Here is a 14181-nt window from a genome sequence, read left to right on the forward strand (position 1 = left end):
CGACTCGATAAAGTATATGAACAACACATCTGTACCAATTACTCTTATTGAAAGCGATAACCAGTCATGGGCTGACAATCCATCCATAGCGGTTGGTCCAAGCGGAGAGCTTCATGTGGTATATCTAAAGAGTAATAATGCAGCTCCATGGTCAGCTTCGATTATGTACATGAATAAAACCTGCCCGGATTCAGATGGTGACGGTTATTCATCCGATATAGACTGCGATGATAGCAACGCTGCTATCAACCCCGGCGTAACTGAAATCCCTAATGACGGTATTGACAATGACTGCAATCCTGCAACGCCTGTTGCGGTTGTCTCAGGCTCCGGCATGAATTATCCGGTGCCCGGTTTCAGCGCAACAATGAGTGTAAATGTAAACGACTCAAATCTGTCGGCAGGCAATCTAAAATATTCCTATACCCGTCAGAAGATCAGCCTGATAAGCACATCGATTACCGGCATATCAGCGACAGGCGGCACCGCAAGTGTAACAGGCGCAGGCTCTATGAACGGGATCGCAGGTTATACATTTACAGCAACAATAACAGACGGCAGTCCTGACGGGATGGGCATAGAGGTCCGCAAGCCGGATGGGACTCTTTATTTCAGAGAGCCGTCGGCAGGCGGAACAAGAGCTATATTGAGATGGGGATTTAATATAACGGGACAGTAGAAAAGAGTTGGGAGTTGAGAGTTATAAGTGTAGGGGCGAGGCGGCGCCTCGCCCGATGTTGAAACACACCCCTAACCCCTCTTGATAGAGGGGAATAAGAGGACGGAATGAAAACTAAGGAGGATTTAAAAATGAGAAAACTTTTAGCGGCAGCAATTCTTGCAGCGAGTATGTTTGTATGTTCATCAATGGCGTTTGCAGGCACAGGAGCAAATCTGTGGTACAACGAAACGGATTTGGGAAGCGGTCTATGGCAGTATGATTACACTTTTCAAAACACCTCTACTGCAGGCGAGAGTTTGTTTGCAGTGGACCTCTGGTTTACTCAGATGACGGATGTTACAGATTTACAGCTTCCCTCAGGGTGGGCCTCGGCAGCTCCGGCCCAAACAGATTTACTGGATACCTTTTCAACTTCTCCTGCTGATGAAATAGCAGCCGGAAGCTCGTTAGGCGGTTTTAAATTTACAACTAATTACAAGGCAGGGAATATTGCCTATGACGCATATTTTGATGACGGCACAGGAAACGGTGTTTTATCATCAGGCAGCACTACGCCTGTTGCTCCTGAGCCTGTAAGCTCCATTCTCTTTCTTGTCGGCGGGGCAACACTGGCGGCGAGACGTTATTTAATAAGATAATTAAAAGTCTCAAAAAACCGTCGGCGTTTGTCCGTCATGCCCGAAGTCCTTAATCGGGCATCCATTGACTAATAACTGCTGGATTCCCGCTCAACAGATTGCCAACAGTAGGTGCTTTAGGCACGGGAATGACGCCTATATGAGTGCACAAATTATTAGACCCTTGATGAGATAAAAGGCGGGAGGTGAGTTGTTACAAACTTCCCGAACATCCGATCGAATCAAACGCGCGGACGATCCTTTTTTCCTTCTCGGCCCTCTTTGAATCGAGTTTTATAAATTCGATCTGCGCGATCGCGGAGGCAAGATGCTTTTTGGAAGGGATGGCATTCATGCTATCGCCGATCACATCTCCTGAAACAGTGTCGAGCACTATCGCGTCAAAGCCGTCCGTTACGACTGCAAACGGCACCTGGTAGGCATCGAGCAGTCTTGCGCAGGCAAGGGCATGTCTTTCCCGCGATACGAGTGAATCCGGGGCGCATTTAATTGAGACAAGCTTCCTGCTGTTCATGCAGACGACGAGGTCCACTGTGGATCTAACGGCCTCGCAGTCGATTGTGACATCGAATTCACAGGCGGCCTCTATCTCATCGCGTGAGTAACCTTTTGTCTCAAGAAGAAATCTTTCAATAAGGTGGCGTACAGCAGCCAGCATGGATTCAGCGGTCTCGAACTCTTTTTTCAGGAGCGCATTGATCGCCTCTTCCTTGTTATTAAATCCTTCAGGCAGTTTATACTTCATATTATCTCCGCTTTAAGTTATTTCGCTCTGGACCCGTCAGGCTATCTGTCATTCCGGCTTGCCCGGAATCTTTCTTCAGGAAGGATTCCCGACGCGCTTTGCTTGCGGGAATGACAAATTGAAATGTCCATTCAATAATATAAAGTATGCCATTAGTTACCCTGACAAGTAAATCTTCGCAAAGACATCAGCGAATTCTTCAATGGATGTTTCTGTGGTATTCTCCGGAGTGCGTGTCAGGTTAACTGCGAACAGGCCTTCGTTCAAGGCCCTGCTCATCTCTACATACAACCTGCTCAGATCTTCGCTCAACCCCGCGCCGATCAGCCCCTTTTCCGCGTCTTCATAGGAAAACTGCACATACTTCAAGCCGGGTTTGTTTATCTTCTTCCCGAATATCTGAATGGCTTCATTCATTGAGACGTCCCTCTGTCCGAGGATGTCCCTGACGGATTTGCCGGAGAAGTCCCTCTTCACAAGACGCTCCGCGATAAATTTTGCGATATCCTTTGTGGCTATCATTGCAAACTTAACGCCGCCGCTGACGGCGGAGCCTGCCATGTCCATATTTTTTATCATGGGAACATACATCAACAGGTTCTCCATGAAATACGTCGGACGCACATGAAGCACATTTACATTGTCGAGTTTGTTCAGGCGTTCTTCCTGGTCATGCAGGCCTTTAATGGGGCCGGTTCTATCAGGCAGGTTTGCCCCCTGGCTGCTCAAATTAACGACGTGTTTCACGCCGGACTTTCTGATCGCCTCCGCTGTACTCGCCCCGATCTCGTTCTGATAGGCGCGGAAATCTTTGACCGCATAATTGGGAGGTATCATCGCAAAGACCGCGTCGGCATTTGAAAAGGCCTTCGCCAGAAATCCGCTGTCCGCCAGATCTCCGGCCGCTGCCTCAGCTCCTTTATCAATGAATCTCTGCAGCCTGTCCTTACTCCTTCCAACCGCCCTGACCTTGTGCCCCCGTGAGTGCAGATCGTCAACCAGTTTACTGCCTATGTTTCCCGTAGCTCCTGTTATAACAAACATGATACATCTCCTTTCTGATTTTTAGAGTTCAAAGTAATCTCCTTTAAAAAACCACAGCAAGCCTTTCAACCACCTTGCGTAAACGTATCGAAATGATCTGGTTCAGCCCCTGCAATATTTTTATCGCGATATAGGGATGTTCCTTTATGATCGTTTCCAATGACTGATGCCGGAGGACTATCAATTCCGAATTCTCAAGGGCAACTACAGTGGTCGAGCGCGGCTGTTTCGGATCGATCAGGGAAAGCTCTCCGACAAAAGACCCCTTGCCTAAAATTGCAATCACGATCTGCCTGTCTTTAAATTCAGTCTGCTTTTTAACTTCCAGGCGGCCGTAGACAATAAACCCTATAAAGCCTCCGGGGTCGCCTTCATTAAACACAGTCGCGTCCTTCGGGTAGCCGGCCGCTTCAAGAAAAGGGATGACTTTTTCCATTTCATCATCATTGAGTAAATGGAAAAGGATCAGCTCGTCCCTGCATGAGTAAATGAGTTCTTTTAATCCTGTGCCCATTTCAGCTCTTTTCCCTCACCGCAGGCGCTCTATCTTCGAGGATGTTTATCTCCTCGAGTTTACTCTTCATTTTCCTGAGCAGTCCGTTATAAGATTCATTGACGATGATCTGGTTGTACTGGCTCCTGTAGGTGCTGATGAAACTGACCCCTTCTATCACTACATCGTAGACCCACCATTTGTCCCCTTTCAGCATAAGCCTGTATTCGATCGGGATGGAGACGTTTTTTGTGACAATGGTGGTGTCGACTTCAGCATACTTGCCGTCACCTTTTAAGGTCTCTTTGTCGTATGTGATCTTTTCGTCAGTGTATGATTCTATTTTCCCTATGTAAGAGGACCTCAGAAGTTCAGAGAAAAGGCTGACGAACTCTTTCTTTTCTTCCGCAGTCCTTTCGCTCCAGTGCCTTGCCAGGGAGCGCCGGGACATCTCTTCAAAATCAAAACGGTCGTTGATCAACGCCTTTATCCTTGCCCTTCTTTCCTGTTTCCTGTCCGGGGCGGAGAGGCCCTTGTCTTTCAATGTATCGATGACGGCGTCAACGGTGGACTTAACGGATTCTGCCGGGGTGTTAACTGCCATGACGGGTACGCGGAAGCTCAGGATTGAAAACGCAGTGACAAGCAAAAGTATTTTTATAGTCTTCATGATCTATCTTTCCTCTGCATAAGAAATTTCCTCGCCCGCCAGCCCGGAGGCCTGCAGCACATTGGCATAGCTCATATTGAAGTTGTAGACGGATTTAATATATTCCCCCTTCATATTGCCGTACGCCGCTATCGCGTCAGCGGCGTCCCTGACTTCGCCTATTCCCATATCATAATTCATCACAGAGCCGATCATCCACTTACGCGCAGACTCGAAGGCCTTCCCTGTGGCTTCAATGCTGTTTTTTGCCTCCATCATTTCCCTGTAAGATTTTTCAACCTGCAGCGGGATCCCGGCAGAGGCGTATTCATGCAGGCTTTGAAGCTTCAGGTAATCCGCCCGTGCCCGGTGCACCTGCGAGCCGGTTATGCCGAAATCAAAATTCCATTTCATCCCCAGCGCTGCCCCTCCGGCCTGATGCCTGAAGTAGTCATAGATCCACGGGTTAGTCACCCGGTCCCTTTCAGTGGCGTCCGAATATGAATAGAACGCGGCGGCGAATATTTTGGGATAATAATCAGCTCGCGCCATATTGAGCAGGGACTCTTTTGCCTTTAAGCCTTCCCTGAGCTGGGCGAACTCGGGCCTTAACTCTCTGCTCTTTGCCGAATAGAAATCCATTTCCCTGACATCGGCGTCAACAGGTTTCAGGGCCTCGTCCTTCAGGCTGAATACGGCATTGCCGTCCAGGCCCATAAAGGTGCGCAGCGCGTCCTTGCTAAGGATGATGTTCTTTTCCGCTTCCCCCCTGTATTTTGCAAGCAGGCCCTGGTAAGTCTCAAGCTTGTTAAGGTCCAGTTCAGTGGCGCGCCCTGATTCCGAGTCAATAAGTTTTCTTGTCTTTTCTATGGTCGAATCAAGATAGCCCTGAATTTCGTCAACCAATTTTTTAGTTTCCAGCGCGGCGAGATGCCCGTAGTAGTATTGCTTTATCTCAAGGGCCACATCGGTCGCCTTTTGCTTCACCTTTGATTCTTCAACCATGATCCCGTGTGAAGCCGCATTCTTTGCCTCTGTGATTTTTCCGAAGGTGTAGATGGGCTGCACCACCTTTATATCAGCGCTGCCGAAAACCCCCAGCCCTTCGATCCGGTCATTTCTGTAATCGGAATTGATCTGGTCGCCCCGTGCCTTGGGTGACGGGCCGAATAACGTCATGACCTCAATCTGGGGGAACCGGTAGCCGTCCGCCTCTTGCAGTCTGGTTCTTGCTATTTCAACCTCCTGCTGCTGCCCTTTGACCTGAGGGCTGAATCTCAAGGCCGCGCTGATGCATTCATCAAGAGAATAGACCCGCGCCTCCTGAGAAAAGGCTTCATGAGAAATAAATACAAGGTGTAACCATAAGATAATGAAACTGAATTTTTTCATCTTGATTATCTTCACTTATTCTCTTTCTCAAAGATATACTTGCTGATCAGTTCTTCCAATTCTATCGCGGACTCGGTTTCAAGGACATCCCCGCCCGGCTTTAAATATTTTTCGGAGCCGCCGGGCTTGATCCTGACGAACTTGTCTCCGATAATGCCCTGGGTCCTTACCGAGGCTATCGAGTCTTCCTGAAGTTTCACCTCCGGGTCAATGAACAGGTCCACGAGGGCCTCATAATTATTAAGGTGAACTTTGCCGACCTTCCCTACTGTAACGCCTGCGATCTCCACTACAGCTCCTTCCTTAAGGCCGGATATGTTTGCGAAGCGCGCTTTGAGAATATATTGCTTTGTGCCGAACAATTGAACGTCTCCTAATTTCACTGAAACATAGGCGAGGCATAAAAGTCCGAGAACGATAAAAATCCCCACGCCTGTTTCAATATTGATCTTCTTCATATTGCATCCTCCATTTTGCTTGAATAAAGAGGTCCCATAGTTGTCTCAACATATTCCCTGATGACCGGCTCCCGCGAGAGCTGAAATTCCTCCGGCGTGAGCACGTCCTGTATGACGCCATCATGCAGGAGGGCCACGTAATCAGCCAGCTTCAGCACCTTGGGAACGTCATGGCTTACGATGACCGCAGTATATCCCAGCCTCGCCTGTGTTTTAAAAAATACGCGGTATAGCTCCCTGCTCTTCGCGGCGTCAAGGCCGGTCGTCGGTTCGTCAAAAAAAATTATCTTCGGGTCCAGCACGAGGGCGCGCGCAAGCCCGACTCTCTTTCTCATGCCGCCGCTGAGCTGGGCAGGGTACTTGTCATCCTCTCCTTCAAGGTCCATAATAGCGAGTTTTTCATGCACGATCTTTCCGACCTCCGCTTCTGTCTTTTTTGTGCGCTCTCTCAGGGGGAGCGCCACGTTGTCATATACTGTCATTGAATCAAAGAGCGCAGCATTCTGAAAGAGCACGCCGAAATTCATCCTGATCTCCATGAGTTCTTTTTTGCTGACCCCGGTAATTTCCTTCCCGCGAAACAGCACCTTTCCTTTGTCCGGTTTAATAAGCCCGAGGATGTGCCTGACGATAAGGCTCTTTCCCTGTCCGCTTGCCCCTACAATAACAGTGGTCCTGCCCTCTGTGACGGAGAGATTGACCCCCTTTAAAACATGCTGGGAGTCGAATGATTTCCAGACATCGATCAACTCGATCACCGGCTGTGTATTCATAAAAGCACCGACGTCAGAAAATAATCAAACAGCAAGATCGTTACCGACGCCATGACCACCGCGCTGGTAGTCGCGTAACTGACCCCCTCAGCGCCGAAGCCTCCTCCTTTTTCCAGATGTACATAAAAGCCTTTTGAAGCCGTAATCAATATGATCAGGAAACCGAAACAGACCGCTTTTATAAACCCCATATAAACGTCCTGAAACTCGACGTCTTTATACATGCTTGAAAAATACGCTCCTTCATCGCCCCCCATGAGTTTGACCCCCACGACATAACCGCCAAGAATGCCGACTACATCAAAGATGGAGGTCAGCAGCGGCATGGAGATTATCCCTGCGATGAATTTCGGGGCCACAATGTATTTATGCGGGTCAATCGCCATACATTCCAGGGCGTCGATCTGCTCAGAGATGCGCATGATCCCTATTTCAGCGCAGATGGCGGAACCCGCGCGCCCGGTCACCATAAGCGCCGCGAGCACCGGACCTAATTCCCTGATAAGACTGAGCGCGACAACGGAGCCGAGAAGCCCCTCGGCCCCGAATTTCCTCAGCGTATGATAGCCTTGCAGGCCAAGCACCATCCCTGTAAAAGCGCCTGTGAAGATGATGACGAATATTGAGAGCGTGCCTATGACATATATTTGCTTGACGGCAGGGGAGATCTTGTACGGAGGTTTCAGGATATTGATGACTGAGTAAAAAAGAAATACCCCCATCCTGCCTGTCTGATTGACATAATACAGCGCATTGCCGCCAAGCTTCTCAAAAAAACCGGGCATCCCATTCTCCATAGCAAAACCATATAAGGCTTAGCAGTATAATATTTGTTCCTGAGTATTCGTGCATGTAATAAATTATGTCCTTCTGATGTAATAGGACCGGCGACATTATCTAAGACACTATTATCACAAAATGTCTGAGAGTTCAAGACATTCAACGCTGGTTACAGGTTTGACAAAGTCACATGCTTCCTTTTAAGATTTTAGCCTATGTATTTACAGGACCTGATCTTAAAGCTGCATGAATTCTGGGGAAATAAAGGCTGCGTGATCCACCAGCCTTACGATATCGAAGTCGGCGCGGGCACGTTCAATCCCGCTACGTTTTTCCGTGTGCTCGGGCCGGAGCCGTGGAAGGCCGCTTATGTTGAGCCTTCAAGACGTCCCACTGACGGCCGGTACGGGGAGAACCCAAACAGGCTTCAGCATTACTACCAGTATCAGGTGATAATGAAACCCTCTCCGCCCGACACCCAGGAGCTTTATCTGAAAAGTCTTTCAGCGATAAGCATCGACCTCCTCAAGCACGACATACGCTTTGTCGAAGACGACTGGGAATCGCCCACGCTCGGGGCCTGGGGGCTCGGCTGGGAGGTCTGGCTTGACGGGATGGAGATAACGCAGTTCACCTATTTCCAGCAGGTAGGCGGCATTGAATTAAAACCGGTGTCGGTAGAGCTCACTTACGGCGTTGAGCGCATTGCAATGTACCTGCAGGAGGTAGACAATGTCTATAACCTGAAATGGAATAAGGACATAACATACGGCGACGTCCATCATGAGTCGGAGGTTGAGTTCTCGAAATACAATTTTGACGAATCAGACGCAGGCCTGCATTTCCTGCTTTTTGAAAAATTTGAGAAAGAATCACTCGCCCTGCTGAAAAAAGGACTCGTGCTGCCCGCTTATGATTTCTGCCTGAAATGCTCGCACAGCTTCAACATGCTGGATGCGCGCGGGGCGATAAGCGTGACAGAGAGGACCGCGTACATAGCACGGGTGAGAAACCTTGCAAGGAAATGCGCTGAGGGATATTTAAAACTGCGGGAGGAAATGGGTTTCCCGCTGTTAAAGAAAAGTTAAGAGTTAAAAGTTGAAAGTTAAAAACTAATGGACCAATCGAATAAAAACAACTCGTCACTCGCCACTCGCCACTCGTCACTGCTTCTGGAAATCGGAAGCGAAGAGATACCCGCCCGGTTTGTCCCGAGAGGGCTGGCGATATTGAAAGATGCGCTTGTTCAGTTTCTGAATAACGCTTCAATCGAATACGGGACAATCTCTGAATACTGCACTCCAAGAAGGCTGACGATATACATTGAAAATGTTTCGGAGATGCAGAAAGACAGGACAACTGAGACCCTCGGCCCTCCAAAGAAAGTCGCGTTTGACGACAAGGGCAATCCGGCAAAGGCGGCAATCGGCTTTGTCCGATCGCTGAATATCAGTGTTGATAAACTCAGGATAGTTCAGACAGAGCGCGGGGAATATATCGCGGCCACTATTGAGGAAAAAGGCAGGGCGACAAAGGAAGTCCTGAGTGAAGCATTGCCCAAACTCATTTCATCATTACAGCTCCCAAAGACAATGAGGTGGGGTGACGGCTCCCTGAGATTTTTCAGGCCGATCCGATGGATAGCCGCAATGCTTGGAGGCGATGTGGTCCCGTTTGATCTTGACGGGACCAAGAGCGGCGACATTACATACGGCCACAGGTTCCTGTCGCATGAGGCGATCAGGATAAAAGACCCTTCCGAATACCTGTCCCTTCTTTCAAAGGGCGGCGTAACAGCGGACCATGTTGAGAGAAAGAGGGTTATTTCCGAAGGCATAAAAAAGATCGAGTCCGAAAAAAATATCAGGGTGCATGAAGATGAGGAACTGCTGGAGCTTGTGACCTTTCTTGTGGAGCATCCGACCCCGGTCCTTGGAAGCTTTGAAGACAAATATCTTGAGCTGCCCAAAGAGCTTCTCATAACGGTCATGAGGACGCACCAGAAATATTTTTCAACTGAAGACATGCAGGGGCGCATCCTTCCGAATTACATCGTTGTGAGCAACACAAGACCAGAGAACAATGACATCGTAAGGAAAGGCGCCGAGCGCGTGCTCCGCGCAAGGCTTGAGGATGCGAGGTTCTACTTTATTGAAGACAGGGAAAAACCTTTGTGGGATTACATAGAAAAGTTAAAGAAGGTCACCTTCCAGGAAAAACTCGGGACCCTTTACGATAAGGTTGAGAGGGTCAAAACTTTATGCTCTTTCATTTCGGACAGGCTTAATTTCCAGCAGAAAGAAAAACTTCTGCGGGCCGCGATGCTTTCAAAGGCAGACCTCGTCACCGGGATCGTGAGAGAGTTCCCTGAACTGCAAGGCTACATGGGGATGATATATGCTGTTCATTCCGGCGAAGGCAATGAAATAGCGGATGCGATATACGAACACTATCTGCCGAAATCAGCAGGCGGGGCCCTGCCTGCCGGAGAAATGGGAACCATAATCTCTCTTGCGGATAAGGTTGACAACATCGCATCATTTTTTTATCTTGGGCTGGTTCCATCCGGCTCCGAAGACCCTTATGCATTGAGACGTCAGGCAGCGGGGACAATAAATATTTTGCAGAATAAATATTGTCCCCTGACAATTGATATTCTTGTAGACAGGGCGCTTGAAAACCTTCCGGTTTCCCCGGAGAGGAAAGGGGCGTTGTCCGAACAGATATTGCAATTCTTCAGTCAAAGGCTCGAAGGGATTTTGTTGTCGCAGGGCCATAGCTATGACATAGTCAACGCGGCCCTTGCGGTGAAGAACCTGAACATGAAAGATTTAAAATACAGGATCGAAGCCCTCTCGGATTTAAAAAAGGACCCGGCGTTTCCTGCTCTCCTTATGGCGGCAAAGAGGGTCTACAATATTCTTGCCAAGGTCAAACCGGGAGAGGTAAATGAAACTTTATTAAATGAGCCTTCAGAGAAGGACCTGTTCAATACTGCCGGAAGGGTCAGAGATAAAATTGCGGGACAGGACCTTAACAGCCTGTTCGAGTTTGAAAAACCCATCAATACTTTTTTCGACAGCGTGCTTGTCATGGACAAAGACGAGAGGATAAAGAACAACAGGCTCGCCTTACTGCTCTCGGTCAGGAATATTTTCGATTACCTCGCCGATTTTTCAAAAATAGTGGAGTAGAGGCCTGTCCTGCAGCGTCCCACAGATGAACTTATTTCCGAGGCTATATCGTTGCCTGCAGATATCAGCGCGTTAATAGTTAACAAACTGCTTGAGAGCCTGAATCCAACAACAAAAGAGATTGATGAAATATGGGCGGCAGAAGCAGAAAAAAAGAGCTGAAGACATCAGGACAGGCAAAGTTAAAACAATTTCAGGAGAAGAAGTTTTCAAAGAGATACGGGACAAATTCTCAGCATAGAGTTAAATATTCTCCTTCTGGTCCCTTATCGAAAACCCTCGCAGCTCCGGCGAACCTTCACCTTTATATTGGACCATCACATTATGGGTCTCGCCCATGCCCTGCGGGAATATCAGGCCTTTGATCTTTGCCGTTTCAAATTCGTAATCGGGGCTGTCCGCGTAAAGTTCAGTGATGACTTCATCAATGCCTGACGCAATGAGAAAGATCCCCTGCTGGCAGTAGCCGGTGGTTTTCAGGCCGAGTGCTTCGCCCCATTTTTTCAAAGAGGAAAAATTAACGTGCGCAGTTATGTCCTGTTCCCCAACATTCTGATACGGGTTTTCATTGACCTGATGTTTGTGATAGCAGAGCAGGGTGCCTTTTGTCCTCTCTTCACTGTAATATTCTTTCGTGGAGTATCCATAGTCAATCGTCAAGAGAAAGCCATTTGACAACACTGCGCTAACTTCTTTAAGCCAATCTCTGATTTTCAAATTTATCTCGGTCCTGTAGCCCGGCTGAATGTTAATCGAAAACTCTTTGAAATAATCTGTTAGTTTCGGAGAGCTGACTTTATCCCGTATCTCTACAATATTTTCTCCATCAAAATCAATGTAGATTTCATTTAAATCTTCTCCCATCTCAACGAGGTGAACAGGGAAGGCGTCGAGCAGTTCATTGGAAAAGATACAGCCGGTGATTTGTCCATTAAATTCCTTCAACGACTTGACCCATGTTATTAATTCAGGGTCCGTACCTGCGATCTTTTTCTTGTTTTCGTAGGGGCGGGTTTCAAACCCGCCCCTACAATGCGTGGAAAAATGTTTAAAATATTCGCCTATCAATTCCCTCTGCTTTTCCTCGAAATGCGCGTACGGTTCAACGATCACATACCGCAATGCTTTCAGAAAATCATCTTTATCATCCAGTGATGATCTTTGCAGATAATCAAGGATGTCTTTGCAGAGATATCCTGCTCCAGCGCCGATTTCCACCGCGTGAAATACAGACGGCTTGCCCATCACCATCCACATCTCCATGAATTGTTTTGCGATCATCGCCCCGAATATCGGGTGCAGATGCGGGCTGGTGTAAAAGTCGCCTGCCCTTCCTATCGCGGTTTTATTTGATGAATAATATCCAAGACCGGGATAGTAGAGCGCCATGTCCATGAAGGCCTCAAACGTGATAGGGCCTTCCCGCCTGATTCTCTCGATGATCTTTTCTTCAAGGGGATCCATGGTAAAAAGTATAACGTAATTGGAATAAAAGCAGGTAGTGATGGTTACTCGTTTAGGGTTGTTCTTTTTTCAGAAGGGCTTCGAACTCTCCTCTGAACTTCTTCACCATGGTCTCAAGGGACATGGCGGCAGCGTCGCCGAGGGCGCAGATCGTGGAGCCTTTTATGTAGCGGCATAACCGCAGTATCTGATCAATATCGGTTGATGTGCCTTTGCCGGCGACTAACCGGTCTATGAAAAATTTGATCATGTTAGTCCCCTCCCGGCAGGGGGTGCACTGCCCGCATGATTCATGGGCATAAAACTTTGCCGTCTTCTGCGCGACAAAAGGGATGGAGACGTCTTCATCAAGCACGATGATCCCTCCGGTCCCGAATATTGAACCTGCTGATACGAGGGATTCAAAATCCATATCAACATCTATCTCATCAGCCCTGAGGATCGGCGCGGAAAGCCCGCCGGGAATGACCGCCTTCAGGCGTTTGCCGTCTCTGACACCGCCTGCAACTTCATATATCAGTTTTCTCAACTGAGTGCCCAAAGGATATTCGTAGATGCCGGGTTTATTGACATGACCGCATATGCCGAAGAGATTGGTCCCGTAGCTCCTTGGCTTTCCGAAAGCCCTGAAGGCGTCGGGGCCGTTCTCAATAATGAACGGGATGAATGCCAGTGTTGAAACATTGTGTATGACAGTCGGTTCGCAGTAAAGCCCGGCTGTGGCCGGGAAGGGCGGTTTCAACCTCGGCCTTCCGGCTTTTCCCTCTATTGATTCCATAAGAGAAGTTTCTTCACCGCATATATACGAGCCAGCGCCCCTGAAGACGTCTATGCAGAATTGAAAACCGGAGCCGAGTATATTTGTCCCGCTGTAACCGTTGTCCTCGGCCTCTTTGATCGCGCGGACGAGCACCTTTGCTATCCAGTCGTATTCGCCCCGTATGTAGATGAAGCCGTGCAGCGCCCCGATTGCGTAGGCGGCGATGGTCATTCCCTCGATCAAAAGATGCGGATCAAATTCCATGATCTGCCGGTCTTTGAAGGTGCCGGGCTCTCCTTCGTCAGCATTGCAGATGAGGTGTCTTATCTTTGTCCTGTCGGCTGGGAGGAATTTCCACTTCATACCGGCAGGGAAACCCGCGCCGCCCCTGCCCCTGAGCCCTGACTCAGTGACAATTGAAGCAACATTCTCAGGCGGCATTGAAAGGGCTTTTTTAAGCGCCCCGTACCCGCCGTGGGCGGTGTATTTCTTTATTGAATGCAGGTCAACAATTCCGGTTTTTGCTAAAAGAATATTATCCATCAATCCTGCCATTCCATTTTCTTTATGTCTTCAATCATTGCGTCAACTTTCTCAATGCTCATATCTTCGTAGTGGTCCATGTTGATCTGTATTGCAGGCGCATTGCCGCATGAACCGAGACACTCGACGGATGCGATGCTGAACAGGCCGTCCTGCGTTATCTCTCCTTCCTGGACCCCCAGTTTTTCAGAGAGATGCTTCAGGAGCGATTCACCTTTAAGCAGGGAGCACACAACATTTGTGCAGACCTGGATATGATACTTGCCGATACGCTTTAAACTGAGCATGGTGTAAAAACTTGCAGCGCTGAATACGCGCGCCTCAGGGAGGTCCATTATCTTTGCTATCTCCTCCAGATCGTGTTCAGTGATATGGCCGTTCCTTTTCTGTATCATCGACAGCGCGGGAAGGAGGGCGGATTCCTTCTTCGGGAACCTGTGTATTAATTTGATGATGAGTCTTTTAGTTTTGTCTTCCATTTTAATATTAACCACAGAGGGCACAGAGAACGACAATTAATTTAGCCGCAGATTACACAGATTAAAAAGTTTTTAAAAATCTGCGTA

15 protein-coding genes are annotated in these 14181 nt (G+C 48.4%); 4 read left to right on the forward strand and 11 right to left on the reverse strand.

What is annotated here, in order from left to right:
- A partial coding sequence (locus tag HZB61_02835) for a putative metal-binding motif-containing protein (protein MBI5055539.1) occupies positions 1-679 on the forward strand: 679 nt, incomplete at its 5' end.
- A 131-nt stretch (positions 680-810) separates the two neighbouring features.
- The gene (locus HZB61_02840; GenBank protein MBI5055540.1) at positions 811-1320 is read left to right on the forward strand and encodes a hypothetical protein; all 510 of its coding nucleotides are present in this window, start codon (positions 811-813) and stop codon (positions 1318-1320) included.
- A gap of 193 nt (positions 1321-1513) precedes the next feature.
- Here the strand turns inward: HZB61_02840 and HZB61_02845 are convergent, their stop codons facing one another.
- The 8 genes from HZB61_02845 to HZB61_02880 form a co-directional block, all read right to left on the reverse strand.
- Positions 1514-2065, reverse strand: coding sequence for a type I restriction enzyme HsdR N-terminal domain-containing protein (locus HZB61_02845; GenBank protein MBI5055541.1), 552 nt, complete (start codon positions 2063-2065; stop codon positions 1514-1516).
- Between the two features lie 156 nt (positions 2066-2221).
- The gene (locus tag HZB61_02850) at positions 2222-3109 is read right to left on the reverse strand and encodes an NmrA family NAD(P)-binding protein (GenBank protein MBI5055542.1); all 888 of its coding nucleotides are present in this window, start codon (positions 3107-3109) and stop codon (positions 2222-2224) included.
- A gap of 43 nt (positions 3110-3152) precedes the next feature.
- The gene (locus tag HZB61_02855) at positions 3153-3623 is read right to left on the reverse strand and encodes a cyclic nucleotide-binding domain-containing protein (protein ID MBI5055543.1); all 471 of its coding nucleotides are present in this window, start codon (positions 3621-3623) and stop codon (positions 3153-3155) included.
- Position 3624: 1 nt separating this feature from the next.
- Positions 3625-4272, reverse strand: a complete 648-nt coding sequence (locus HZB61_02860; GenBank protein ID MBI5055544.1) for an ABC transporter substrate-binding protein — start codon at positions 4270-4272, stop codon at positions 3625-3627.
- 3 nt (positions 4273-4275) lie between these two features.
- Positions 4276-5658: a TolC family protein gene (locus tag HZB61_02865; GenBank protein MBI5055545.1), complete on the reverse strand. Its 1383-nt coding sequence runs from the start codon at positions 5656-5658 to the stop codon at positions 4276-4278.
- Positions 5655-6101 carry an outer membrane lipid asymmetry maintenance protein MlaD gene (mlaD, locus tag HZB61_02870; protein MBI5055546.1) on the reverse strand — a complete coding sequence of 149 codons (447 nt, stop codon included), beginning with the start codon at positions 6099-6101 and terminating at the stop codon, positions 5655-5657. Before mlaD ends, HZB61_02865 begins: the two co-directional genes overlap by 4 nt.
- Positions 6098-6874: an ATP-binding cassette domain-containing protein gene (locus HZB61_02875; GenBank protein MBI5055547.1), complete on the reverse strand. Its 777-nt coding sequence runs from the start codon at positions 6872-6874 to the stop codon at positions 6098-6100. The genes mlaD and HZB61_02875 overlap by 4 nt, the downstream gene beginning before the upstream one ends.
- Positions 6871-7659 carry an ABC transporter permease gene (locus HZB61_02880; GenBank protein MBI5055548.1) on the reverse strand — a complete coding sequence of 263 codons (789 nt, stop codon included), beginning with the start codon at positions 7657-7659 and terminating at the stop codon, positions 6871-6873. Before HZB61_02880 ends, HZB61_02875 begins: the two co-directional genes overlap by 4 nt.
- Before the next feature lie 210 nt (positions 7660-7869).
- Here HZB61_02880 and glyQ point away from each other — a divergent pair, with 210 nt between their 5' ends.
- Both glyQ and HZB61_02890 read left to right on the forward strand, forming a co-directional pair.
- Complete coding sequence (glyQ, locus tag HZB61_02885; GenBank protein MBI5055549.1) at positions 7870-8742, forward strand: glycine--tRNA ligase subunit alpha; 873 nt, start codon at positions 7870-7872, stop codon at positions 8740-8742.
- Between the two features lie 27 nt (positions 8743-8769).
- Entirely contained in the window at positions 8770-10848 is a 2079-nt protein-coding gene (locus HZB61_02890) for a glycine--tRNA ligase subunit beta (protein MBI5055550.1), read from the forward strand.
- A 243-nt stretch (positions 10849-11091) separates the two neighbouring features.
- On the opposite strand, the gene HZB61_02895 is transcribed toward HZB61_02890, so the two are convergent.
- Genes HZB61_02895 through HZB61_02905 form a run of 3 tightly spaced genes read right to left on the reverse strand, consistent with a single transcriptional unit; the run spans position 11092 to position 14094 of the window.
- Positions 11092-12312, reverse strand: a complete 1221-nt coding sequence (locus tag HZB61_02895; protein MBI5055551.1) for an SAM-dependent methyltransferase — start codon at positions 12310-12312, stop codon at positions 11092-11094.
- Between the two features lie 52 nt (positions 12313-12364).
- A complete protein-coding gene (gene nuoF / locus HZB61_02900) occupies positions 12365-13615 on the reverse strand; it encodes an NADH-quinone oxidoreductase subunit NuoF (GenBank protein MBI5055552.1) in 1251 nt (416 codons plus the stop codon).
- A complete protein-coding gene (locus tag HZB61_02905) occupies positions 13615-14094 on the reverse strand; it encodes an NAD(P)H-dependent oxidoreductase subunit E (protein MBI5055553.1) in 480 nt (159 codons plus the stop codon). The genes nuoF and HZB61_02905 overlap by 1 nt, the downstream gene beginning before the upstream one ends.
- Positions 14095-14181: the final 87 nt, after the last annotated feature.

This window comes from Nitrospirota bacterium, from assembly GCA_016214845.1.
In the GTDB taxonomy this organism is placed as follows: Bacteria; Nitrospirota; Thermodesulfovibrionia; order UBA6902; family UBA6902; genus SURF-23.